Here is a 24,360-nt window from a genome sequence, read left to right as displayed (position 1 = left end):
GTGGGGTTGTCCGGTTGGTCGACGATTTTGCAAGTGTGGCATGCCGTTGACATCGTCGCTTGTCGGCGACGACACTGCTCTCGTCAAAGGTCGAGACGGCGGTCGTAGCCAGAAGCAAGACCGGTGGGAGAGACGATGCCTTATGCCCAGTCAGGAGCAGTCCGGCTCTACTACGAGGAAGTCGGCACCGGACATCCGATCATATTCGTCCATGAGTTCGGATCGGATCTGCGTGAATGGGAAGCACAACTTCGTTTTTTCTCACGGGAGTATCGATGCATAGCTTTCAATGCGCGCGGATACCCGCCTTCCGATGTGCCGAGCGCTGAGGATTCGTACAGCTATATCCATTCGGCCGATGATATCGCCGCCGTGGCGCGCCATATCGGGGTAGAGAAGGCTCACATCGTCGGATTGAGCATGGGCGCGTATGCTGCCTTGCAGTTCGGCCTGCGGCACCCAGGCTTGGCGAGCGCCATTGTCGTGGCGGGCTGCGGCTCGGGCGCCGCGCGCGAGCACCGCGCCTCCTTCAAGGCCCACGCGGAGGCCATGGCCGGGCAGTTCCTGGAGGCGGGATCGGCCGCCGTCGCCCCTGCGGTCGGGCTGGGAGCCACGCGCATCCAGCTGCAGAACAAGGATCCTCGCGGCTGGCAAGAGTTCGTCCGGCATCTGAGTGAGCATTCCGCCCAGGGTTCGGCGCTCACGCTGCGCAACTACCAGGCGATTCGCCCATCGCTCTATGATCTTGAGGAACAGCTGGACCGGTTGACAACGCCCATCCTGCTCGCGGTCGGCGACGAGGACGAACCATGTCTGGACGTCAACTTGTTCCTGAAGCGTACGATTCCGTCCGCGGGTCTGTGGATGCTTCCCAGGTCCGGCCATGCCATCAATCTGGAGGAACCGGCCGCCTTCAACGAAGAGGTGCAGCGCTTCTTCTCCACCGTCGAGCGAGGCCGGTGGGGGCTGCGCGATCCGCGCAGCCTGGCGGAAGGGCTTGCCAATCCGGGCGCCGTGGCCGGCAAGCGGTGACCGGGGCTCCGCGAGCCGCCGCCTGCGTCGACCGGCGGCGGCACCGCGCTCAGGTTCAGATATAGAGGCCGCCGCTGGCGACGAGCGTCTGGCCCGTCACGTAGTCGGATTCGGGTAAGCAGAGAAACCATATGGCTCCGGCGGCTTCCTCCGCCGTTCCGGGACGGCCGAGCGGGATGCGGCCGATGGGCTCGTCGCGCCCTTCGGCCTTGTAACCGAGCTTCTGCGCGCGGCCGCCGACTTCGACCTCGCCCGTCTCGCCCGGGCCCACCGGACGCGTCAGCCGTGTGTCCGTGAAGCCGAAGGCAACCGCATTGACATTGATGGCGAACGGCCCGAGCTCCTGGGCGAGGCTCCGTGTGAGGCCGCCGAGCGCGCCTTTGGCTGCCGCGTAGCTGGCCATCCGGGGAGCGCCGTAGACCGCTGCGACGGACGAGACGAAGACCACCTTCCGGTGCGTTGGCTTGCCTGTGGCGGCTGTCACCTGATCCTCACCGCGCAGGTGAGGCAGCGCCGCCCGGACGAGCCGGAACGACGAGGTCGCGTGCGTGTCGATCATCACCGCCCACTGCTCGTCGGTCTGACGGTCGAGCCGCGCATTCCAACCGTACCCGGCGTTCGCGACGATGATGTCGATGCGCCCGCATGCCCCCATCGCCGCGGCCACGAAGCGTTCGCCGAAGTCCGGCTCGGTCACGTCCGCCGCCAGGATCGTGGCCTGGCCGCCTTGATCGCGGACCGCCCGGGCGGTCGCCGCGAGCGGCTCGGCGTCGACATCGTTGAGCACCACATGAGCGCCTTCGTCCGCCAGCTTGAGCGCCGTCGCGCGGCCGATGCCGCGAGCGGCGCCGGTGACGAGAGCGACCCGCGCCCCGAGGCGTCCATACGTCGGCATCAGCTGAACTCCACCGATTGGCCAGCCGGGGCCGGCGCGAGCGGCGTGCGGGGCAGGACGTGCTTCTGGATTTTCCCCGAGGGCGTGTGGGGCAGGTCGCGGACGAACACGACCTCCGCCGGAACCTTGTAGCGGGCAAGCTTGGTCCGGCAGTGGTCGATCACCGCGCCGGGACCGATCTCGGGCGCCCCATTCCTGAGGGCGATGAAGGCGCGGCCGACCTCTCCCCACCGGTCGTTCGGAATGCCTACGACGGCCACCTCGAGAACCTGGTCGAGCTCGACGATGACCCGCTCGACCTCGGCGGGATAGACGTTCTCGCCGCCCGAGATGTACATGTCCTTCCAGCGGTCGACGATATAGTAATATCCGTCTTCATCGATACGAAAGGCATCGCCGGTCCGGAACCAGCCCTCGTGCCACTGGCTTGCGTTTGCTGCCGGATTATTGAGGTAGCCTGGCGAGATCTGCGGCCCACGCACGAGCAGCTCGCCGACCTCGCCCGGCGTGACGTCGTTGAACTGCGCGTCGACGATGCGGATGTCGACATTCATGACGGGCAGCCCGACCGAGCCGCGCTTCGTCTCGATGTCGTGCTTCGAGAGCAGCAAGATGAGCGAGCAGGCCTCCGTCATGCCCCAGCCCTGCTGTAGCCGCATCCCTTTCGACGCGAACAGATCGACCATCGGGATAGGCACCGCCTGGCCTCCCGAGATGACGCTGACGAGGTGGTCGAAGCGGGCAGCCTGGAACTGCGGCAGCTCCGACATGAACAGGAAGTGCGTCGGCACGCCCATGAAGTGTGAGAGGCCGGCTTCGGGGTCGGCGATCAGCCGGAGGCACTGGCTGGCGTCAAATGTTCGCATGACGAAGTTGGTGCCGCCGAGGCAGAGCACCGGGTTGACGTAGGTATTGAGTCCGCTGATATGGAACATCGGCAGCACGGTCAGACTGACAGTGTCCGTCGACAGCCCCACCTTCGCCACCAGATGCGCCACCAGGCAATCGACCATGCCGTAGGTGATCAGCGCGCCCTTCGGGTGTCCCGTCGTTCCGGACGTATACATGACGGTCCAGACGGTCTCCTCCGAGAGCTCGGGAATCGCTCGGGGAGCGCCGGCCCTGTGCCGGGCAATGCCTTGCTCGTAGTCGCTGTCGGCGCCGTCACGAACCGTCAGGACGTGGGGCACCCCGGCGGCATGCGCGGCTTCTCGTCCGACGGCCTCGAACTCCGGTCCAACGAAGAGCACCGACACACCTGCATCGCGCATGATGTATTCGAGCTCGGCCGCGGTCAGCCGCCAATTCAGCGGAAGGAACCGGGCCGGCAGCCGCCGGCAAGCGAACTGCACCTCCAGCACGTCGGTCGAATTGTGGCAAAGCACCGCGACCGTGTCGTCCCGGGCGATCGTAAAGCGCTGTTCGAGAAAACGCGTCAACGCGTCGATGCGTTCGTCCAGCGCCGCGTAGGTATATGATCGGCTGGAGTGCAGATCGATCAGAGCAAGCTTGCCCGGAATGATCTGGCGGTGGTGACGAATCCAATCGTAGGTACAGCGCGCCATGATCGCCTCCCTGACACTGCGCCGGTCTTCCGGTCGGTTGCGCATGGTGTACGGCCGGCGGCGAGGACGCCGGCGCAGGATGCGGGGAGCGGGTTGCGCCCGCTCTGCGACGTCGGTCGCCTACCTGGAGACCGAGGCGGCCTGCCCGCCGGCCAGCGGGCAGCCGCCTTGCTCCAGCGGCGGGTTGGCAATATCCCCCGGCACCGTTTCGATGAGCTTGAAGTAGTCCCAGGGGCCTTGCGATTCGGCGGGGGATTTGACGCGGACGAGATATTGATCGAAGACGAATTTGCCGTCGGCCCGTATTTGTCCCTTCGCGAACATGTCGTCGATGGGGGTCTGTTTCATCCTGGCGACGACCGCCAGCGAATCGTCGGTCCCGGCCGCCTCGATCGCCTTCAGGTAGTTGAGGGTGTAGGAATAGGCTCCCGCATGCGAGAAGTTGGGCATGGTGCCCATCCGCTCGAAATAGCGCCTGCTCCACGCGGCACTTGTCTCCGTGCGGGACCTGTAGAACGGCGTTGGTACGACGAGCCCCTTGGCGACGTTCAGGCCCGCGGCATGAACGTCCGTGTCGAGGAAGATCATGGCCATGACGTTCTGCTTCACGCCGTACTCGCTCGCCGTCTTCAACGCGTTGGACGCGTCGCCGGCCCCGTTGGCCAGCACGACGACGTCGGCCATCGACGACTGCGCCTGCAGCACCATCGACGAAAAGTCCAACATTCCGACAGGGTGCTTGACAGTTCCGATGACCTTGCCGCCCGCCTCCGTGATGAGTTTCGTCAACGACGATTCGATGGCGGTGCCGAAGGCGGAGTCGAGCGTGATGAAGAAGAACGACTTGCCCAGCGCATCGACCGCTGCCTTCGCGGAGGTCTTCGCAAGTGAATAGGTATCGAACACGTAAAGGACGGTCGTCGGCGAGCAGGACTTGCCGATCAGCTCCGTGGTGCCCGACCCGCTGATCAGCAGCGCGATGTTCTTCTCGCGCGTGAGGTGCTGAACTGCCAGGGCAACGTTGGAACCCGGCACGTCGGCGATGGCGTCCACCTTGTCGACATCGATCCATCGGCGGGCGAGGGCCACGCCGATGTCGGGCTTTCCCTGATGATCGCCGGCGATTACCTCGATCGGCTTGCCGAGCACCTTGCTACCGAAGTCCTCGACGGCCATCTTGACGGCGACGACGGAGCCGGGACCGGTCGCGGCGGCATAGGTGCCGCCCAAATCCGTGAGGACGCCGATCTTGACGACATCGTTCGACAGTTGGGCCTGTGCGGCGCCGACGCTCATCGTGCAGCCCAGCAGAGCGCACGTCATCGGCCTGAACACGTAACGTGTGAGCATCCCTTCCTCCCCTTTTGCTTTTTTGCTTGCCGTTTCGGCAGCGGCTTATATTGGAGCCCCTTGCGCTCCAGATCTATTGGTTCAAGTGGTTGGATGGCCGGGTCAAGCCCGACCACGACGAGTGGGGCGGAACGTCTTTACCCTCAACGTCATGGTCGGGCTTGGCCCGACCATCCATCGACAAAGACTCGCTACCCACAAAGGCTCTCCAGCCACGAAGGCTCGACATCCCGGTGCGAAGCTCCTCGCGAACGAGCTGAAGCGGGCGATTGGCGCGGATGTTCTCCCTTCATGAGGGGTGGTGATGCGCCTATGCGACGGCGAGGCGCCCGGGCAGATGCTGAGCGGGCGCGGCATCGATCCCGCGCGCGTCTCCGATCCTCTTCAGCGACGGCATGACCTCTGCGGCGAATAGCTTCATATTGCGCTCGGCCTCGGCAAAAGACATGTCGGCATAGCCGAAGATGCCTAAAAATCCGGAGTTGTTCACCTTCTCATGAAGGTGGACGATCTTGTCGAGGCATTGTTTCGGCGTGCCCCACACGTGCAGATCGACGAAGAAGTCGATCATCTTCTGTTCGCCACGCTTCTTGATCGTGTCGTGAAATTTGCCGTAGTATTCGTAGCCACTGATGGTCTTCATGTGCGCGCCGAAGTCATAATGGGCCAGCACCGATTCATAATAGTCGCCGATGTATTTTTGCGCGAGTTCGCGCGCTCGCACCGGATCTTCGTCGCAGAAGACCCATCCGGCCGAGATCGGCGCCGGCGCCCGGCAGCCGTTCACGTCCTCGAAGATGGCGCTGTAGCTTGCGACGTCGGCGACCGTGTCGTCCCAGGATTTCTGCGGGATGATGAGGATACCCAGGCCGAGCTCGGCCATGATGCGCATGGATTCGGGCGATACGGCCGAGGCGTAGGTGCGGCCCTTGAACGAGCGTAGCGGCAAGGGCCGGATCGGCGAGGGGATTTGCTTGATGTACTTGCCGTCGTGTTCGAGAACGCCGGTCTCGAGCCCCTCTATGACGCACGTCGCGATTTCGATGAAGCGTTCACGCGACTCGTTCATGTCGACCTGAAACCGGTCGAATTCGACCTTGCCGATGCCGCGGCCGATTCCGAGGATGGCTCTGCCGCCGGAGAGATGGTCCAGGACCGACAGCTCTTCGGCGACCCGGACCGGGTGATGCCAGGGCAGCACCATCACCATTGTCCCCAGCCGTGCCGTCCGGGTGCGCCCGGCCATGTAGGTCAGGAACTGCGCGGGGTTGGGGCACATGGTGTAGTCGGTGAAGTGATGCTCGGCCGTCCAGATCGATTCAAAGCCGAGCGGCTCGGCCAAGTCGGCAAGCCTGACGTTCCCCTCGTAGACTTCGCGATCCGTCAGACGCTGACCGGGGTTCTGGAAAATGACCGACGTGCCGACGTGCATACTGATGGCTCCATATTACGATTAGGCATGAAGTCATACTGATCAGTCTATGTCAACGCGAGGCGCGGCCATTGCTTGAGCAGGCGCGCCGCCGCACCGGCCTCGTCGCAATTTATGACCGGTCCGACTTGAAATGACCCGACGGTCGCTTTACCACTTGACCGACAAGTATGAAAAAGACGCGTATTGGGAGGAGCGGGTTTGCCGGCGCCAATAGACGTTGCCGCAGCGCCATCGCGACGGAGCCGTTCCCCCACCACGGGTGTCGGCAACAGCACATGCGGACGCTCGGCGACCCAGTCTGGCGCCGGCGCCGACCGGCGTGAGCCGGTCGTTGCGTGCCCGCTCTCGTGTTCGCCGCGACGGGCTCAGCGGACGGCAAGCTGGAAATCAGGGAGGAGATAGCATGCGCACGGGCGTGCTGCTGACGATGCTATGGACGTCGCTCGGCTCGATCGGCGCGGCCGCACCGGCGGCGGCGCAGATCACGAACGACGTCGTCAAGATCGGTGTGCTCAACGATCAGTCGGGGCCGGCCTCGGACGTGACCGGCGTCGGCTCGGCGATCGCGGCTCGGCTCGCCATCGCCGACTTCGGCGCCGCAGCCGCTGGCGCCAGGATCGAGCTGGTGGTCGCCGACCACCAGAACAAGACGGACCTTGCGTCCACCATCGCCCGCCGCTGGTTCGATGCCGAGCAGGTCGACCTGATCATTGACCTCGGCAATTCCAGCGTGTCGCTCGCCGTCCAGAGCCTGGCTAGGGAGCGCAAGAAGGTCGTCATCCACAGCTCTGGCTCCGATCGCCTCTACGGCGCCGATTGCATTCCGACCGGGTTCCAATGGGTCTACGATACCTATTCGATCGCGCGCGCCGTCGGGCTGTCGAGCCTCGGCGGACGGGGCAGCTCGTGGTACATCCTGGCGGCCGACTACGCGTTTGGCCACGCCATGCTCAGTCAGCTCAAGGCCGTCGTCGAGGGCGAGGGCGGCAAGGTGGTGGGGTCCGCCCTTCACCCCATCTACACGCCGGACCTGAGTTCCTTCATCTTGCAGGCCCAGACATCGCAAGCCAAGGTCGTCGCCTTGGCCAATGCCGGGCCTGATACGATCAACTCGATCAAGCAGGCGGCGGAGTTCGGCCTGGTCCAGGGTGGCCAGAAGCTCGCCGCGACGACCTTCTTCATCCAGAACGTCCACAGCCTGGGGCTGAGCGTTGCGCAGGGCCTGCAACTGGTCACGGCGTTCTATTGGGACAGGACCGAGGCGACGCGCGATTTCGCCAGGCGTTTCTTTGCCGAGGCTGGCAAGATGCCGAGCCAGAACCAGGCGGGCATGTACAGCGCGGTCCTCGCCTATCTGCGCGCCGTCGAAGCGGCGAAGACCGATGCGGGCGACGCCGTCGCCGCGAAGCTGAAGGAATTGCCCGTCGACGACTTTTACGCCGAGGGGGCGCGCGTGCGCGCCGACGGTCGGCTCATGAACGACCAGTTTCTAGCCCGGGTGAAGGCGCCGTCCGAGAGCAAGGCGGCGTGGGACTATTATGACATCCAGCAACGCATCGATGCCGCCGGGATACTGAGGCCGCTGGCCGAGGGCGGCTGCAAGCTTGACCAATAGAATGACCAACAAAAGCCGGTTCACGCGACCGCCAGCTGGACGAGGCCACGATGATTGAGATCTTCTTCGATTGCTCCAGTCCTTGGACTTATCTTGCCTTCCACGGCGTGCGTCAGCTCGCGGCCGAGCTCGACGTCGAGGTTGCCTTCAGGCCGATCCTAGTCGGTGGCATCTTCAACACGACGAACCCCAGCGTCTACGCTTGGCGGGCCAAGCCGGTGCCGGCGAAAGCGCGCTATCTCGACAAGGATCTCCAGGACTGGGCGCGCCTCTACGGCCTCAAGATCAAGATGCCGCCGAGCGTCTTCCCGGTGAACTCGGTGAAGGTGATGCGCGGCTGCATCTACCTGGGGCGTTCCGGCCGGCTGGTCGATTTTGCCACCGCCGCATTCGAAACCTACTGGGGTGATGATCTGGACATATCGAAGGACGAGGTGATCGCGACGGTCCTGGCCCGTGCCGGCGGCATCGACGAGGCTGCCTTCTTTGCCGGAATCACCCGGGATGACGTCAAGGCCGAGCTTCGCGCCAACACGGCCGAAGTGATGGAACGAGGCGGCTTCGGCTCGCCGACGTTCTTCGTCGACGGCACCGACATGTATTTCGGTAACGACAGGCTCGCACTCATACGGGACGCGGTGCTGCGTGACAGCACCCCGGCCGGACGTGCTTCCCGAGCGGGTGGAACCACCTGACCAAGAGGGAGCGCTGGATCAATCGGCGCTCAGGTAGCCCGAGATCCTGCCGCCAGTCGCAACGAATTGACACGGCACGCCGTGGGCGTCTCGTGCCAATTTGAAACTGGATCCGCTGTGATCGGTCGACCGCTCGCTACCGCGTCTGGCCGCCATCGACGGGGACCACCGCACCGGTGACGAAGCTCGCGAGTGGGCTCACCAGGTAGGCGGCCATGCTGCCGATCTCGTCGGGGCGGCCGAAGCGCCTGAGGGGGACCTCGCGTTCGATCCAGCGCGTCCAGGCTTCGCCGCGGCTGCCCTGGCTGCGCTCCTCCCAGCTGCCGCCGGGGAAGATGATGTTGCCGGGCGCGAGTGCGTTGACGCGCACGCCCGCGGTGCCGGCGATGCGCGCCAGTTCCTTGGCCAGGTGGTTCATCGCCGCCTTGGCGGGGCCGTAGGTCAATGGGGTGCCCAGCGCCCCGAGCCCGGCGATCGAGCTGATCATCAGGATGGCGCCCTCCTGGCGCGGCACCATGCGCCGCAGCGAGGCGCGCCCCAGGCGGAAGGCCGAGTCGAGGTTTTGCATCATGCCCGCGTCCCAGGTCTCGTCGTCGACCTCGAAGCCGGGTGGGCAGGGGGAGAGGCCGACGTTGGCGACGCTCGCCCACAGCGGCCCGAACTCCGCCTCGACCCGCGTCAGGGCCTCCTCGATCGCCGCCGTCTGGCGCATGTCGCCGGCATAGGTCCAGACCTTGTCGGCGCCGTAGCGGCCGGCCAGCGCCTCGCGTGCGGCCGCTAGATCGTCGGCACCGCGAGAGGCCATCGCCACCTTGGCGCCTTCGGCAAGGCACGCCTCGACGATGCCCCGCCCGATGCCGCGGCTCGCCCCCGCGACGAAGACGACGCGGTCCTTCAGTTGGAGATCCATGGTGGTCGTCCTCGCCCTTGGTGTTTTTGATTCTTACGATCGCATCGATTGGAGACGCCGGCCTACGGCTCGGGGGAGACGCGCACCAGCAGCTTGCCGTCGTTGCCGCCGGAGAACAGCAATTGCACGGCCTCTGCGGCATTCTCCAGCCCGTCGACGATATGGGTCTTCCACTGCAACTCGCCGCGCTGCACCCAGGGTACCAGCTCGGCCATCGCCTCGGCCATGCGGGGGAAATAGTCGATGACGATGAAACCCTTGATCAGCAGCCGGTGCATCAGCACGCGGCCGAAGTCGGCGGGGCCGGGCACCGGCCGCTCGTCGTTGTAGGTGGAAATCATGCCGCACAGCGACACCCGGCCGAAGGTGTTCATGCGGGCGATCACCGCGTCCATGATGGCGCCCCCGACGTTCTCGAAGTCGATGTCGATGCCGTCCGGACAGAGGCGGTCGAGGGCGGCCGCGACGTCCTCGCCCTTGTAGTCGATGACCCCGTCGAGGCCGAGGCCGTCGCGCAGCCAGTCGCACTTGGCCTTGCCACCGGCGATGCCGACGACGCGGCAGCCTTTCAGCTTGGCGATCTGGGCCGCGATGGAGCCGACGGCGCCGGCCGCCGCCGAGACCACCACCATTTCGCCCGCCTTGGGCTGGCCGATGTCCATCAGGCCGAAATAGGCGGTCACCCCGGTCGAGCCGAGCACGCTCATGTGCGCGGGAAGCGGCACCCCCGGCAGGTCCGGCACCGGCCGCATCAGGTGGTCCTTCGCGATGGTGAACTGTTCCCAGCCGCCGACCGCCGGCTTCACCAGATCGCCGGGCTTGAACTTCGGCGAAGCCGACCGCTCGACGACGCCCAGCACGCCGCCGCGCATCACCTGGCCGAGCTCGACCGGCGGCAGATACTGGTCGCGGTCGCTCATCCAGATGCGATGGGTGGGATCGAGCGACAGGTAGATGTTGCGGCTCAGCACCTCGCCGTCGGTGATGGCCCGCAGCGGCGTCTCTACGAGCTCCAGGTCCCCACTGGTGATGTCGGCCGTCGGGCGGCGGCGAAGAATCCACTGTTTGTTCGTCGTCATCGTCAAAGGCTCCGGGGCGGCCGCAGGTGGCCGGCCGACGCCGGGGGCGATCGGCGCAGCTGCAAGTCTCCGTCGTAACCGTCGCACCGCATGTTTCAAGTCCCCCCGGCCGGTGCTTTACTGCGCCGAGCGCTACCGGCTCGGTGCTTGCGGCCCAAAACTCGGTCCGGTACTGTCGACGCAAGTGGAATTAAATTCCGCACTGGAACCAAAAAGAGCCATCAGGCTCAGGGCTAGGGAGGGGAAACAGTGGGACGCCCGTCGCACAAGATTGGCCGGCTCGACCCGGCGCGCGCCGCGCCTGCGGTGGAGGGACCTCGATCCGATGACCGCGATTTCGTCCAGGTGGTGGCGCGGGCCCTCGATGTGATGCGCTGTTTCGACGGCGCTCACGCCCTGCTCGGCAACCAGGACATCGCCAGCATAACGGGACTGCCCAAGTCCACCGTCTCGCGGCTCACCTACACGCTGACGCGCGTCGGCTACCTCGCCTATGACGTGCGACGCCAGGCCTACCAGCCGGGCGATGCGGCGCTCGCCGTCAGCAGTACGCTGCTGCGCGGCCTGGAAGCACGCGCCATGATACGCGAATGGCTGGACGAGTGTGCCGCCGAGACCAACGGCACCTGGGGCATGACGCTCCGCGACCGGCTCGACATGGTCTTTCTGGAAACGGGGCGGACGAACGAAATCATCGCTCTGCAATCCACCATCGGCTCGCGCGTGCCGCTCGCCTCCACCGCCGCCGGGCGCTGCTATCTGCTCAGCGTGGCGGACAGCGAGCGCGAGCGCCTGCTGCAGGAGATCGCGGCGGCGACGCCGGAAGAGACGCCGCCGCTGCGGTTGTGGCTCGAAGCCAATGCGGACACCTTTGCGCGGGACGGCTACGCGGTGTCCTGCGGGGCCTGGAAGTCGCACATCAGCGGCGTGGCGTTGTCGGTCTTTTCGCCGGCCCACAGCCGCACTTTCATCTTCTCCGTGACCGTGCTCTCGGCCGAATACGGCGATCAGCGCCTGCGCCGCGAGGTGGCGCCGCGGCTGTTGGCGCTGGGCGAGCGCGTGCGCCTGCTCGCCGATTCGCTTGCCGCCTGACGGCATCCGTTCCCGCGCCTTCCTGGAGGACCCGCAACCGATGAATTGGCAGCCGGAGATCGACGAACTGCGCCGACGGGAGGGCATGGCCCGCGAGATGGGCGGACCGGACAAGGTCCGCCGTCAGCACGAGGGCGGCCGCCTCACCATCCGCGAGCGCATCGACCGGCTGGCGGATCGTGGCAGCTTCCACGAGACCGGGGCCATTGCCGGCAAGGCCGACTACGACGCCAACAACGACCTGGAGGCGTTCACCCCGTCCAACTGCGTGTTCGGGCGGGCCAAGGTCGACGGCCGTCCCGTGGTTGTCGTCGGCGACGACTTCACCGTGCGCGGCGGCTCCGCCGATGCCTCGATCCACGCCAAGCCGCTGATGGCCGAGCAGATGGCGGGCGAGTTCCGGCTGCCGATCATTCGCATCATCGAAGGCTCGGGCGGTGGCGGCTCGGTCAAGACGATCGAGACCACCGGGCGGGCCAATCTCCCCGGCGGCGTCGGCGGCGGCGAGGGATTCCACCTGATGACCGGCAACATGGCCGAGGTGCCCGTGGTGGGGCTGGGCCTGGGCTCGGTCGCCGGGCTCGGCGCGGCGCGCCTGGCCGCCAGCCATTATTCGGTGATGACCAAGACCTCGGCCATGTTCGTCGCCGGCCCCCCCCTCGTCGCTCGGCTCGGCCAGGACTTGACCAAGCAGGAGCTCGGCGGTTGGGAGATCCAGACCCGCAGCGGCGCCGTGGACCACGCCGTCGACACCGAGGAGGAAGCTTTCGCAGCCGCCCGGGCCTTCCTGTCCTACCTCCCCAGCTCGGTCTACGGGCTGCCTCCGCGCGCCGAAGCGAGCGACGATGCGGAGCGGCGCGAGGAGAGCCTTGCCACCGTGATCCCGCGCGACCGCCGCAAGGTCTACAAGATGCGGCCGATCATCGAGGCGGTGGTCGACCGTGGCAGCTTCTTCGAGATGGGCAAGATGTTCGGCCGCTCGCTGATCACGGGTTTCGCGCGCCTCGAAGGGCGGCCGGTGGCGGTGATGGCGAGCGACCCGTACTTCTTCGGCGGCGCGTGGACGGCGGACGCCTGCGAGAAGGCGATCCGCTTCATGGACACCGCCCAGACCTTCCATCTGCCGATGGTCTACCTGCTCGACTGTCCGGGCTTCCTCATCGGTCTCGATTCGGAGAAGGCCGGCACCATCCGCGCCGGCGTGCGGGCGCTGGCCGCCATGAACCAGACCACCATCCCCTGGTGCACCATCATCGTGCGCAACGCCTTCGGCGTCGCCGGCGCCGTGCACAAGCCGGCCGGCCGCTTCGGCATGCGCTATGCCTGGGTCTCCGGCTATTGGGGCTCGCTGCCGCTCGAGGGCGGCATCGAGGCGGCCTACCGGGCCGACCTCGACGGTGCCGAGAACCCCAAGGCCAAGCTCGCCGAGATCGAAGACCGGTTGAACAAGCTGCGCTCGCCCTTCCGCAGCGCCGAGACCTTCTGGGTGGAGGAGATCATCGATCCGCGCGAGACGCGGCCGCTGCTGTGCGAGTTCGCCCGCCTCGCCGAGCCGGTGCTCACGCCCGGCAAGAGCACGTTCGGGATCCGGCCTTAGCCATCCTGTCGCCGCCGCTTGGGGGCAAAGGGCGCGCAGCGGCCGTCGGCACACGCCGCCGCAGGCCCTTGCCCTACCGGGCGCTGCTGACAAGCAGAGTGAGGGTTTGCGGCAATTCCGCCCGCAGTTGAGCTGCCTTGGGCTTCCAGCTCTTCTCGGCCACCACACGAGGTTTGTACGTGCCGTCGCCCCCGGTTGCGATCGTCCGCCCCACGCCCCCCAAAGGGGTCGGCACCGCTTTGCTGGTGCCACGCTTCAGATTGTACGCGATTTCGTCTAAGCCATCCCGGCAGAGAAAGGCATCATCCCCCTCGCGTGTCCGCCTCGCTGCCGTCACACGATCGAGCTTGACCGCGGTATCGACCAAACGGGCGCGCTTCTCCGGCGACAGCGTGCCGACGAACGCCCAAATCGGGCGAAATACCGCCAGCACCGTTTCCCGGCGTCCGGTGGGGGCCGAAACGTCAGCGCAGCGCGTGCCGTCGATGCGTATGGCTGCATAGGTGTACAGCGCAGCCGCGGCTGCGGCTTGGCGCAATTCATCTCCGGGGCCGGCCGGCAGGGGCGCTGCCACGCCCCACAGCCGTGCAGCATACCACATGGCGACGGCGCTCGATGCGCCCCCGAACATCTGATCTCGGAGCCAGTCGAGATCCGTCTTGACGTCGGCTGGGGTCGCAGCGCTGAGCACCAATCGTTGCAGTTGCGCGTAGTCCTTTGTCTTGAGCGCCTTGGAGAGCTGCGCCTGCCGATTGTCCAGGGCCCGAGTCGGCTCGGCGTATCCCGCGGACATGGACAGAGCGATCGCAAACGCGGCGAGCTTGGACCCGCGAAGTAGCATCGAATCTTTTCGCCCCCGATTTTCCTGCATCCAGTTTCGCACCTGAGACGGTGCAGTGGAAAGGGCGGCGCTTACGCTCCCTGAAGCTTCCTGCGTGTGTGTCTTCACGGCCGCGCTTGTCCGCGAGTTGGAGCAGGCACGCTGCTCAGTGCTGGCCCGCTAGAGTATTTCCGCGTTTCTTCGAATCGCCGAAATACCATATCCGTTTGATTTATCGCGTTTTCTTAACGCGAACCGGCGTCCACTTCGCTCGAAAACGCTCTAAGGTGTCGCCTCGGCCACCGTCGACTTGGCGGCCAGCAAGGCCGGGGTCACGCCGATCATACCGCCGTCGTGAGCGAACAAGGGCTGCTCCTTAATGGCCTCGGCCTTCGGCGACGTGGCGGCGGTCACTTCGCTCCCTTCCCATCCGTCCGGCAGGATCGAGCCCTTACCGGTATCGGTCTCTGCGGCCTTGCCGGCTTCGAGCGGGCGCTGGCCCTCCCCCTCGGCCGCCGCCGCGACGGCGGCCCTGGCGTCGCTCAGCCCGGCACCGAAATCGTCGTCGCGGCCCGGCGAGCCCAGGTCCCTGGCCGTGCGGCGCAGAATCTCGCCGACGGCGCCGGCGGACAGTTCGGGCCGCTCGCTCACCAGCAGGGCCGCGACGCCGCTCACGTGCGCGGCGGCCATGGACGTGCCGGAGCTGTAGGCGTAGGCGCCCGCCGGCGCCGCCACCAGGATCTCCGCACCGGGGGCCGCGAGAGCCACATGGGCGCCGCGGTTGGCCACCGGGAGGCGCCGATCGTCCGCGTCGGTCGCCGTCACGGCGATGACGCCTGGCTCGGCCGCCGGGTACACGGGCTTTGCCGTCGGGCCCTCGTTGCCGGCTGCGGCGATGAGGATCATGCCCTTGGCGTGGGCGGCCGCGATGGTCTGCGACAGCAGCGGGTCGGCCGGACCGCCGAAGCTCATGTTGACGATGCGGGCCGCCTTGGCGTGGGCCCAGTCGAGGGCGACGACGACATGCGCCGTCGTCCCCTGGGCGCCCGGCTTGGTGGCCGTTGCCGCGAAGGCCCGGATGGCGAGGATCTCGGCGCGGGGCGCGACGCCCATCAGGTCGGCGCGAGCGCCGACGATGCCGGCGACGGCCGTGCCGTGGGCGTGCGGCTCCGCCGGCCCGCCGATCCCGTCCAGGCTGTCGGCGACGGCGCCCCTGAGCTCCTTGTGCGCGGTGTCGATGCCCGAATCGATGATGGCGACGCGGGCCCGCTCACCGAGCGCCACCACGTGCGCCTCAGCGGCGTGGATCTTGCTGACCGCGTACTGCGCCGGGGCGAGCAGCGGCGCGCCGGTCTGTGCCGCCGCGAGGGTGAAGACATAGTTCGGCTGCGCGGCGATCACGCGGCCGTCGCGCTCGAGGGCCCGCACCACGGCCGCGACGTCGCGGCGGTCGCCGGTGCGGTAGCGGTGCATCTGCGCGCCGATCAGCGCGACCGGCGCCGACGACACCAGGGTGAGCCGCAGGTTCCGCGCGATGCCGGCGCCGGTCGCCGCATGGCGCGTCGTGAACAGCACCTCGCCCGGCACGTAGCGCCGCTCGTCGCCGGCCGGCACGCCGCTGACGGCGCGGGGCGCGGTGGCGACGGATGCGGGCGGTGGCGGCGGCACGGCGCGCTGCGCCCTGACGATGCGCGCCGCAGGCTCGGGCCTCGCGGCCCTGGCCGGCTCCTGCCTGGGCCGCGGCTTGGCCACTTCGACCGGCTCCTGCCTGGGTCGCGGCCTGGCGGCCTTCACGGGTTCCGGCTCGTCGACCTCTACCGGTGGGCGTGCCGGCCTCGCCTTGACCGGCTTGCGCGGGGGCGCCGGCCGATCGACCATGACCACCGCGGGCCTTGGCCGCGGCCGCGGGCGCGGCCGGACCACCTCGTCCTCGTCCGCGCCCATATCGACCACGACCGGAGCGGGATAGGGGCGCGGATCGCTCGGGAAGGGCCGGGGGTAGGGCCGCCCAGGCCAGCGTCCGACGACGGGACCGGGATAGGGCCGGCTGGGCCATGGACCGGCAATGGGGCCGGGATAAGGGCGGCCGGGCCGGCCGGCGACCGGGCCGGGATAGGGGCGTCCCGGCCCATGCCCGACACGTCCGGGATGGCTGGCGGGAAAGCGGCCGCCTCCCTGCATGCCATACGGATCGAAGCGAGGCTGGGCCTGCGCATCGCCGATGCCGACGGCGCCGATGAAGGCCAGGCAGATCGTGCTCAGAAAGGCTCGGTGCGCCATCGGCCGACCGCCGTCGGCCATGGAGGTGTGGATAGGCATGGGCACGCTCCTCCGGCGGCCTCGTCGCGGAGCTGGCGCGAGGCCTCGTTTCGCCAGTGTGGCGGGCCTGCCGGAAGCCCGCGGTGCGGGCGGGCACACGCTGGCGATAAAAAAGCGAGGCGGGCCGTAAACCGGACGGGCCGGCGTTGCGACCAACGGATAGCGGGGATGCAGCGGGCAACCCCCTCTCGAAGGATCAGTCCGATGTCTCACAAGATCATGCGCAAGCTCGTCATCGCCGCTGGCCTCGGCCTCGTCGCAACCAGCCTGAGCCTGGCCCCGACCAGCGCCTCCGCCTTCGGGGGCCATGGCGGCGGCTTCGGCAAGGGAGGCTTCAGCAAGGGTCACTTCGGCGGCGGCCATTTCGGCAGCCACGGCCCGCGCTGGGGCGGTGGCTTCCGCTACGCCTACGGGCCGCGCTACGTCGCCTACGGCTACGCCTGCGTCGTCAAGCGCTTCATCGACGAGGACGGCGATATCGTCGTCCGCCGGCGCTGCTGAGGCCCGGGCGGTACTTGACCGCCGCGGCGCGCAACGGGAACGTGACCGCGGTCGATCGAGGGCGCCGTGATCCACCGGGTCGCGGCGCCTCAGCATGCGGGGCGCGCTTTGGCGGGGGCTGTGAGCGGCACATCCGACGAGGATCTCATCCGCCGGATGGCGGCGGGCGAGCGGATGGCGATGAAGGTGTTCTACGGGCGCCACCACGTGCGCGTGCACCGCTTTCTCGTGCGCCTGCTGCGCAGCGATACGGCTGCTGAAGACGTCATCGGCGACGTCTTCTTCGATGTCTGGCAGCAGGCGAACCGCTACGAGGCGCGTGCCAGCGTGACCACCTGGCTGCTGTCGATCGCCCGTTTCAAGGCCTTGTCGCAGCTGCGGCGGCGAACCACCGACGCGCTGGAGCCGGAGGCGGCGGAAGCGATCGCGGACGACGCCGACGATCCGGAGGTGACGCTCCAGAAGGCGGACAAGGCGGCGGTGATGCGCCAGTGCCTCGACCGTTTGCCACCGATCCACCGGGAGGTGATCGACTTGGTCTACTACCACGAACAAAGCCTCGACGAGGTGGCGCAGATCCTTGGGATCCCCGAGAATACGGTGAAGACGCGCGTGTTCCATGCGCGCAAGCGCCTCTCCGACCTCCTCGCCGCCGCCGGCATCGACAGGGGATGGCCATGAGCATGACCGAGCCGCCGAGCGGCCAGAGCGACATCGAGCTGCTGCTGCCCTGGTACGCCACAGGCCGCCTTGGGCCGGCCGATGCCGAGCGCGTGCGGCGGGCTCTTGCCGGCGACGCCGAGCTGCGCCGCCGCCTCGACCTGGTGCGCCAGGAGCAGGCCGAGACCGTCCTGTCGAACGAGGCCATCGCCGCTCCGCCGGCCCGGCTGCGCGACGATCTGTTCGCTCGCATCGATGCCGACGAGCGTGAGTGGGCGTCGCCGCGGGCCGCGGCGACGGTGCCGCGGCGCAGCGCGGTCGAGTGGCTGGCCGCGGCGATTGCCGCCCTGTCGCCACGGACGCTCGCCTGGACGGCGGCGGGCCTCTGCATCGTCTTTCTGCTGCAGGCCGGCGTTATCGGCAGCTTCATTGCCGAACAGCAGGCCGGACCGGGCTTTGAGACCGCATCGAGCGGCGGGGTCGAGACGCCCGGCACCTACGTGCTCGTGGCGTTCGCCCCGACGGCGACGACGGCCGACGTCACGGCGTTCCTCGGCGCGGCCAAGGCCGCCATCGTCGATGGGCCCAAGCCCGGCGGCATCTACCGGGTGCGGATCGCCGACACGGTGCTGGCGCGCGACGTGCTGGAGGCGCGCCTGGCGGTGCTGCGCAGCCAGAGCGGCCTGATCCGCGTGGCCCTGCCGGAGGCGGCCGGCCGCTGAGCCGGTTGACGGCACGAATTCCTTGCCGCGCAAGCGGGCGAGGCAGGTGGTGGGGCCTTCCGCGGCACCGGTGGGGCGGGAACGTCACACTGATGTCGCCGTCGTCTACTCTGGGTGGGCCAGGCCGATGCTGCAGGCGTTTGGCCATTGCGGCCTTGGCCCTGGTTTTGCGACGTTCGTTTGCGGGGCCGGGCGTGCCGCAACACGGCCGGCGTCCAAGGGCGCCGTCAACGATGGGATGGGGGTCGGAATCGTGCGCAAGATACCTCCCGGAGTCGGGCCCAAGCGACCTCAGGTCGTCGTGCTCTTCGGCGCCACCGGCGATCTGTCGCGGCGCAAGCTGTTGCCGGGGTTGTTCCACATCACCGGCGTCGGCTTCATCCCGGGCTGCCGGATCATCGGCGTTTCGCTCGACGAACTCGATACCGCGGGGTTCCGGCAGTTCGCCCGCGAGGCGGTCGACCAGTTCTCGACGCGCAAGATCGACGAGGCCGATTGGGCGGCCTTCGCCGAGACCCTCGACTATGTTCCCCTGGCCCAGGGCGCCGGCGCCCTGAGGGCGGCGGTCGAGCGGGCGGAACAGGCGTTGGGCGAGGGCTGCCGCCGGCTGCACTACCTCAGCGTGCCGCCGGCCGCGGCGCTCTCGGCCGTGCGGATGCTCGCCGAGGCCGGTCTCGTCGAGGGCTCGCAGATCATCATGGAGAAGCCGTTCGGCACCGACCTGGAGAGTGCCGTGGCGCTGAACACCAAGCTGCACGAGGTGTTCTCCGAGCGGCAAATTTTCCGCATCGACCATTTTCTCGGCAAGGAGCCGGCCCAGAACATCCTCGCCTTCCGCTTCGGCAACGGGCTGTTCGAGCCGATCTGGAACCGCAACTTCATCGACCACGTGCAGATCGACGTGCCCGAGACGCTCGGCCTGGGCAAGCGCTCCGCCTTCTACGAGGCCACCGGCGCCTACCGCGACATGGTGGTGACCCACCTGTTCCAGATCCTCGGCTTCATGGCCATGGAGCCGCCGACGGCGCTGGCGCCGGCGCCGATCAGCGAGGAGAAGAACAAGGTCTTCCGCAGCATGGTGCCGCTCGACCCGAAGGACGTGGTCCGCGGACAGTATGTCGGCTACCGTTCCGAGGAGGGCGTCGAGCCCGAATCCGACACCGAGACCTTCATCGCCCTCAAGTGCTTCATCGACAACTGGCGCTGGGCCGGCGTGCCCTTCTTCCTGCGCACCGGCAAGCGCCTGGCGGAGGGTCAGCGCATCATCTCCATCGCCTTCCGCGAGCCCCCCAAGAGCATGTTTCCGCAAGGCTCCGGCGTCGGCGCGCAGGGGCCGGATCACCTGACCTTCGACCTCGCCGACGCCTCGAAGATGTCGCTGTCGTTCTACGGCAAGCGCCCCGGCCCCGGCATGCGGCTCGACAAGCTGAGCATGCAGTTCGCCATGCACGATACCGGCATGATCGGGGACGTGCTGGAGGCTTATGAGCGGCTGATCCTCGACGCCATGCGCGGCGATCACACGCTGTTCACCACCGCCGAGGGCATCGAGCGCCTCTGGGAGGTCTCGACGCCGGTGCTGCAGGCGCCCCCGCCGGTCCGGCTCTATCCGACGGGTTCGTGGGGGCCCAAGTCGATCCACCAGCTCATCGCGCCGCACGCCTGGCGCCTGCCCTTCGAGCGCGCCTGGCGGGACCCCAACAGCGTCGGAAGCTGACGTCTGTCGCGGAGCTCAAGGAGCCCGCGCGCATGCGCTCCATCGGGATTACAACAGCTTCCAGATGCCCTGGGCCCGGGCGATAACGCGGTCGCCGACGGTGAGGGTGGCCGCCACGAACACCATCGACCGCGTGCGGCGCACGATCTCGCAGCGCGCCTCGACGAACTCACCGACCTTGACCGAGCTGATGAAGTGGGTGTCGAGGTGGATCGTCGCGTGCGGACTGTCGTCGCCGACCATGGCGATGTGCATGCCGAGCACCCGGTCGGCGAAGGTCATCAGCATGCCGCCGTGGATGATGCCGCGGCGGTTGCGGTGCTTGGGCAGCGCGACGAAGCCGAACACCGGCCCCTCGTCGGTGACCCGGAACCACATCGGCCCGGTGTGCCGGGTGAAGCCGCGGGTCTGGATCTCTTCCCAGCCGTCGCCCGGGGGGCGGCTCGCGGCCGCCAGCTCGGCCGATTCCAGCTGGTCGACGCAGGCGCGCGCCAACGCCTCGCTCTGGAAGCGGGCGAGCACGCCGCCGCCGTCGCGGACGCTCCAGCCCAGACCGTCGGGCGCCGCCTCCTCGACGATCTCCACGGCGAGCGCATAGGGCTCGTTCTTCAGGCTCATGGCTGTGGCCTCCCGGGCCCCCGCCCGCGCCGCTCGATCATCGCTGTGTTCGCTCCCGGTTCGCTATCGGCCGCCTTGTCTCACGACCTGGTCCCGACGCGGAAATGATTTTTGCGACGGCGCCCGCGAAGTTCGAAACGCGTTGCAAAAAAGGTGGATTTCTGCGCCGGACCGTCCCAATAGGGCAGCAACACGTCCCTTACGGGCGGCTGGCGATGGCGGAGAAACGTCCATGAGCGAAATGCGCGACATGTTCGTCGAGACGGCCGAGCGGCTGTTGCGGGACCATTGCACCCCGGCTCTGCTGCGCGAGGCGGCCGCGACCGGTGAGCTGCCGGCCGGGTTGTGGGCGGCGATGGTCGATGCCGGCCTCACCAAGGCGGCGGTGGCGGAGGATGCGGGCGGCAGCGGCGCGGATCTCGCCGACGCGCTCGCCCTGCTGGTGCCGGCCGGACGCCATGGGGCGCCCGGGCCGCTGGCCGAAACGCTGCTCGCCGGCTGGCTGCTCGGGCGGGTGGGTATCGCCGTGCCGGACGAGCCGCTGGCGCTCGCCGTGCCGCGCGCGGGGGAAGTGATTCGCTTCAGCGATGGGGCCGAGGGGCCGCGCCTCGCCGGCCGCGTGACGCGCGTGCCCTGGGCGCGGGCGGCGAGCGGCGGCATCGTGGTCATCGCCGACGGCAGCGCGGGGCCGGTGCTGGCCCTGGCGAGGCCCGCCGGCGGAGCCGTGTCGCCCGCTGCCAACCTCGCCGGCGAGCCGCGCGACGACGTCGCCTTCGACGGGGCGGCTGTGGAGGTGGCAGCCGCCTCTCCGGTCGGCCGCGACGAAGCCTGGGCGCTCGGCGCGGCGGCGCGCAGCGCCCAGATGGCCGGGGCACTGCAAACCGTGCTGGCCCTCAGCGTCCAGTACGCTCAGGACCGGGTGCAGTTCGGCAAGCCGCTGGCCAAGCTGCAGGTGATCCAGCAAAACCTGGCCATCATCGCCACCCAGGCCGCCGCGGCGGCCGCGGGCGCCGACGCCGCCATCGAAGCGGCGGGGCACGACCTGTCCTCGCTCGCCATCGGCGCCGCCAAGGCCCGCGCCGGCGAGGCCGCGAGCATCGCCTGCAACATCGCCCACCAGGTGCACGGCGCCATCGGCTTCACCCGTGAGCACGCGCTGCACGTCTCCACCCAGCGCCTGTGGTCCTGGCGCGACGAGTTCGGCAACGACGCCTTCTGGCAGCAGCGGCTGGGCGAGCGCGCGGTGGCGGCCGGGGCCGACGGGCTCTGGGCGATGATCACCGCCGCCGCCTGAATCGCGCGCCTCACCTTCGAGCTTTCAGGGAGCATCACGATGGATGCCTTCAGCTTCGCCCCGCCGCCCGCCTCCGAGGCCGCCGAGCGCGTGCGCGCCGAGGTGCGCGCGTTCCTGGCCCAGGAACTCGCCGACCGGCCGCCGTTCGAGCGCGCCGATTCGTGGAACGGCTTCGACGCGGAGTTCAGCCGCAAGTTGGGCGATCGCGGCTGGGTCGCGATGACGTGGCCCAAGCGCTACGGCGGCCACGAGCGCTCCGCGCTCGAGCGCTACGTGGTGCTGGAGGAGATGCTGGCCGCAGGCGCGCCGGTCGGGGCCCATTGGATCGCCGACCGCCAGAGCGGCCCGCTCATCATGAAGGTGGGCACCGACAAGCAGAAGGACGAGGTGCTGCCGCGCATCGCCGCCGGCGAATGCTTCTTCTGCATCGGCATGAGCGAGCCCGACAGCGGCTCCGACCTCGCGTCGGTGCGCACCAAAGCCACCAAGGTGCAGGGCGGCTTCGTGGTCAACGGCACCAAGGTGTGGACCACTAACGCCCACCGCGCCCACTACATGATCCTGCTGTGCCGCACCGGCGAGGTGACGGCCAACCGCCACGCCGGCCTGAGCCAGTTCCTGGTCGACCTCAAGGCCGCCGACGTGGAGATCAATCCGATCATCGACATCGCCGGCCAGCACCATTTCAACGAGGTGGTGTTCAAGGACACCTTCCTGCCGGACGATGCGGTGCTCGGCGAGGTCGGCGGCGGCTGGGCCCAGGTGACGAGCGAGCTGGCGCTGGAGCGCAGCGGACCGGAACGCTTCCTGTCGTCGTTCACCCTGGTGGTGGAGCTGTTGCGGGCGCTCGGCCCCAATCCCTCGCCGCAGGCGACCATCGCCATCGGCCGCCTCGTCGCCCATTTCGTGACGCTGCGGCGCCTGTCGCGCTCGGTGGCGGGCATGCTGCAGGCGGGCGCCGACCCAGCCGTCCAGGCCGCGGTGGTCAAGGACCTGGGCGCGCTCATCGAACAGGAGATCCCGGAAATCGCCCGCGGGCTCATCGCGGCCGAGCCCGATACCCGGTCGACCAGCGACTTCGTCGCCGTCCTTGCCCATACCGTGCTCAACGCCCCATCGTTTTCGCTGCGCGGCGGCACCCGCGAGATCCTGCGTGGCATGATCGCCCGCGGCCTGGGCCTGCGCTGATCGATCGGCGCCGGCGGACGCCTCACATCAGCCGCCGCCGGGCCGGCTCCGATTGCCGAGCAAGGGCCGGAGTGCGAGGACGGCCGGCTTGCTCCATCGTCATCGTCACATGAGCCGTCCCGCTCGCAGGGCGAGCGGCCGGCTCCCATATGACGACAGGAGCTGTCCATGCCCCAGGCATCGATCATGACCATGGAGCGGCCGCAGGGCCCCTTCGCCACCGACAACGACCGCTGGGCGGCGGTGGTCGGGCGCAGCGTAGCCGCGGACGACGTGTTCTTCTATTCGGTGAGGACCACCGGCGTCTATTGCCGGCCGTCGTGCGCGGCCCGGCTGGCGCGCCGCGAGAACGTCGCCTTTCATCGCTCGTGCGAGGCGGCGGAAGCGGCCGGCTTCCGGGCTTGCAAGCGCTGCCGGCCGAACGAGCCGGCGCGGGCCGAGCGGCAGGCGGAGGCGGTCGCCAGGGCGTGCCGGCTCATCGCCGAGGCCGAGGACGAGCCGGTGCTCGACCGGCTGGCCGCGTCCGTGGGCATGAGCCGCTTTCACTTCCACCGGGTGTTCAAGGCCGTCACCGGGGTGACGCCGAAGGCTTACGCGGCCGCCCACCGGGCCGACCGGGTGCGGGCGGTGCTGCCCGCCAGCGCCACCGTCACGGAGGCGATCTACGACGCCGGCTTCAACTCCAACGGCCGCTTCTATGCCAGCTCCGCCGCCATGCTCGGCATGACGCCGACACGCTTCCGTGCAGGTGGCACCGGCGAGGAGATCCGCTTCGCCGTGGGCGAATGTTCGCTCGGCTCGATCCTCGTCGCCGCCACCGCGGCGGGAGTTTGCGCCATCCTGCTGGGCGACGAGCCGGACGACCTGGTGCGCGATCTCCAGGATCGCTTCCCGCGGGCCGCGTTCATCGGCGGCGATGCCGCCTTCGAGGCCTTGGTGGCCCGTGTCGTCGGCTTCGTCGAGGCGCCGGCCCTCGGTCTCGACCTGCCGCTGGATGTGCGCGGCACGGCCTTCCAGAAGCGGGTGTGGGACGCGCTGCGGCGGGTGCCGGCCGGCGCGACGACGACCTATGCGGAGATCGCCCGGGCGATCGGCGCTCCTGCGGCCGTGCGCGCCGTGGCCGGTGCCTGCGCCGCCAATCCGGTCGCGGTCGCCATCCCCTGCCACCGGGTGATCCGCACAGATGGCGCGCTGTCGGGCTATCGCTGGGGCGCCGAGCGCAAGTCGGCCCTGCTGAAGCGTGAGGCGGCCTGAGA

21 protein-coding genes are annotated in these 24,360 nt (G+C 68.4%); 12 read left to right on the top strand and 9 right to left on the bottom strand.

What is annotated here, in order from left to right; translation table 11 throughout:
- The first annotated feature begins 135 nt into the window (after window positions 1-135).
- Window positions 136-1,032, top strand: a complete 897-nt coding sequence (locus IEW34_RS28240; protein ID WP_188612589.1) for an alpha/beta fold hydrolase — start codon at window positions 136-138, stop codon at window positions 1,030-1,032.
- 55 nt (window positions 1,033-1,087) lie between these two features.
- Here IEW34_RS28240 and IEW34_RS28235 read toward each other — a convergent pair whose 3' ends face one another.
- The 4 genes from IEW34_RS28235 to IEW34_RS28220 form a co-directional block, all read right to left on the bottom strand.
- The gene (locus IEW34_RS28235; protein WP_188612588.1) at window positions 1,088-1,927 is read right to left on the bottom strand and encodes an SDR family NAD(P)-dependent oxidoreductase; all 840 of its coding nucleotides are present in this window, start codon (window positions 1,925-1,927) and stop codon (window positions 1,088-1,090) included.
- Window positions 1,927-3,492, bottom strand: coding sequence for an AMP-binding protein (locus IEW34_RS28230; protein WP_188612587.1), 1,566 nt, complete (start codon window positions 3,490-3,492; stop codon window positions 1,927-1,929). Before IEW34_RS28230 ends, IEW34_RS28235 begins: the two co-directional genes overlap by 1 nt.
- A gap of 120 nt (window positions 3,493-3,612) precedes the next feature.
- Entirely contained in the window at window positions 3,613-4,842 is a 1,230-nt protein-coding gene (locus IEW34_RS28225) for an ABC transporter substrate-binding protein (RefSeq protein ID WP_373288343.1), read from the bottom strand.
- A gap of 310 nt (window positions 4,843-5,152) precedes the next feature.
- Window positions 5,153-6,274, bottom strand: a complete 1,122-nt coding sequence (locus IEW34_RS28220; RefSeq protein WP_188612586.1) for an LLM class flavin-dependent oxidoreductase — start codon at window positions 6,272-6,274, stop codon at window positions 5,153-5,155.
- A gap of 406 nt (window positions 6,275-6,680) precedes the next feature.
- Between IEW34_RS28220 and IEW34_RS28215 the strand changes: the two genes are divergently transcribed.
- Both IEW34_RS28215 and IEW34_RS28210 read left to right on the top strand, forming a co-directional pair.
- A complete protein-coding gene (locus tag IEW34_RS28215; RefSeq protein WP_244642270.1) occupies window positions 6,681-7,892 on the top strand; it encodes an ABC transporter substrate-binding protein in 1,212 nt (403 codons plus the stop codon).
- 50 nt (window positions 7,893-7,942) lie between these two features.
- Window positions 7,943-8,587, top strand: a complete 645-nt coding sequence (locus tag IEW34_RS28210; protein ID WP_188612585.1) for a 2-hydroxychromene-2-carboxylate isomerase — start codon at window positions 7,943-7,945, stop codon at window positions 8,585-8,587.
- Between the two features lie 136 nt (window positions 8,588-8,723).
- Here the strand turns inward: IEW34_RS28210 and IEW34_RS28205 are convergent, their stop codons facing one another.
- Together IEW34_RS28205 and IEW34_RS28200 are read right to left on the bottom strand one after the other, a co-directional pair.
- The gene (locus IEW34_RS28205; RefSeq protein WP_188612584.1) at window positions 8,724-9,497 is read right to left on the bottom strand and encodes an SDR family NAD(P)-dependent oxidoreductase; all 774 of its coding nucleotides are present in this window, start codon (window positions 9,495-9,497) and stop codon (window positions 8,724-8,726) included.
- Between the two features lie 62 nt (window positions 9,498-9,559).
- Complete coding sequence (locus IEW34_RS28200; RefSeq protein ID WP_188612583.1) at window positions 9,560-10,576, bottom strand: NADP-dependent oxidoreductase; 1,017 nt, start codon at window positions 10,574-10,576, stop codon at window positions 9,560-9,562.
- Between the two features lie 249 nt (window positions 10,577-10,825).
- Between IEW34_RS28200 and IEW34_RS28195 the strand changes: the two genes are divergently transcribed.
- Window positions 10,826-11,668: an IclR family transcriptional regulator gene (locus tag IEW34_RS28195; protein ID WP_188612582.1), complete on the top strand. Its 843-nt coding sequence runs from the start codon at window positions 10,826-10,828 to the stop codon at window positions 11,666-11,668.
- 40 nt (window positions 11,669-11,708) lie between these two features.
- The gene (locus IEW34_RS28190; RefSeq protein WP_188612581.1) at window positions 11,709-13,265 is read left to right on the top strand and encodes an acyl-CoA carboxylase subunit beta; all 1,557 of its coding nucleotides are present in this window, start codon (window positions 11,709-11,711) and stop codon (window positions 13,263-13,265) included.
- A 73-nt stretch (window positions 13,266-13,338) separates the two neighbouring features.
- Here IEW34_RS28190 and IEW34_RS28185 read toward each other — a convergent pair whose 3' ends face one another.
- Both IEW34_RS28185 and IEW34_RS28180 read right to left on the bottom strand, forming a co-directional pair.
- A complete protein-coding gene (locus IEW34_RS28185; protein WP_194446532.1) occupies window positions 13,339-14,136 on the bottom strand; it encodes a hypothetical protein in 798 nt (265 codons plus the stop codon).
- Window positions 14,137-14,367: 231 nt separating this feature from the next.
- Window positions 14,368-16,404: a S8 family peptidase gene (locus IEW34_RS28180; RefSeq protein WP_188612579.1), complete on the bottom strand. Its 2,037-nt coding sequence runs from the start codon at window positions 16,402-16,404 to the stop codon at window positions 14,368-14,370.
- Window positions 16,405-16,608: 204 nt separating this feature from the next.
- Between IEW34_RS28180 and IEW34_RS28175 the strand changes: the two genes are divergently transcribed.
- The 4 genes from IEW34_RS28175 (at window position 16,609) to zwf (ending at window position 20,004) form a co-directional block, all read left to right on the top strand.
- Window positions 16,609-16,905, top strand: coding sequence for a hypothetical protein (locus tag IEW34_RS28175; protein WP_188612578.1), 297 nt, complete (start codon window positions 16,609-16,611; stop codon window positions 16,903-16,905).
- A gap of 156 nt (window positions 16,906-17,061) precedes the next feature.
- Window positions 17,062-17,586, top strand: coding sequence for a sigma-70 family RNA polymerase sigma factor (locus IEW34_RS28170; RefSeq protein WP_244642282.1), 525 nt, complete (start codon window positions 17,062-17,064; stop codon window positions 17,584-17,586).
- Window positions 17,583-18,287: a hypothetical protein gene (locus IEW34_RS28165; protein WP_188612576.1), complete on the top strand. Its 705-nt coding sequence runs from the start codon at window positions 17,583-17,585 to the stop codon at window positions 18,285-18,287. The genes IEW34_RS28170 and IEW34_RS28165 overlap by 4 nt, the downstream gene beginning before the upstream one ends.
- Before the next feature lie 253 nt (window positions 18,288-18,540).
- Complete coding sequence (zwf, locus tag IEW34_RS28160) at window positions 18,541-20,004, top strand: glucose-6-phosphate dehydrogenase (RefSeq protein ID WP_373288341.1); 1,464 nt, start codon at window positions 18,541-18,543, stop codon at window positions 20,002-20,004.
- A gap of 48 nt (window positions 20,005-20,052) precedes the next feature.
- On the opposite strand, the gene IEW34_RS28155 is transcribed toward zwf, so the two are convergent.
- Window positions 20,053-20,622: a PaaI family thioesterase gene (locus IEW34_RS28155; protein WP_188612574.1), complete on the bottom strand. Its 570-nt coding sequence runs from the start codon at window positions 20,620-20,622 to the stop codon at window positions 20,053-20,055.
- A 232-nt stretch (window positions 20,623-20,854) separates the two neighbouring features.
- Between IEW34_RS28155 and IEW34_RS28150 the strand changes: the two genes are divergently transcribed.
- The 3 genes from IEW34_RS28150 to ada all read left to right on the top strand — a co-directional run bounded on the left by IEW34_RS28150 (window position 20,855) and on the right by ada (window position 24,358).
- Window positions 20,855-21,916 (top strand): acyl-CoA dehydrogenase family protein, encoded by a 1,062-nt coding sequence (locus tag IEW34_RS28150; RefSeq protein ID WP_188612573.1) that lies wholly within the window; start codon window positions 20,855-20,857, stop codon window positions 21,914-21,916.
- A 39-nt stretch (window positions 21,917-21,955) separates the two neighbouring features.
- On the top strand, window positions 21,956-23,104 hold the full coding sequence (locus IEW34_RS28145; RefSeq protein WP_188612572.1) for an acyl-CoA dehydrogenase family protein: 1,149 nt from the start codon (window positions 21,956-21,958) through the stop codon (window positions 23,102-23,104).
- Between the two features lie 168 nt (window positions 23,105-23,272).
- Complete coding sequence (gene ada / locus IEW34_RS28140; RefSeq protein ID WP_210324613.1) at window positions 23,273-24,358, top strand: bifunctional DNA-binding transcriptional regulator/O6-methylguanine-DNA methyltransferase Ada; 1,086 nt, start codon at window positions 23,273-23,275, stop codon at window positions 24,356-24,358.
- The last annotated feature ends 2 nt before the right edge of the window (window positions 24,359-24,360 follow it).

The organism is Chelatococcus reniformis, from assembly GCF_014640075.1.
Classification (GTDB): domain Bacteria; phylum Pseudomonadota; class Alphaproteobacteria; order Rhizobiales; family Beijerinckiaceae; genus Camelimonas; species Camelimonas reniformis.
The sequence above is the reverse complement of the archived record's forward strand: the minus strand, read 5'-3'. Positions and strand labels throughout refer to the sequence as shown.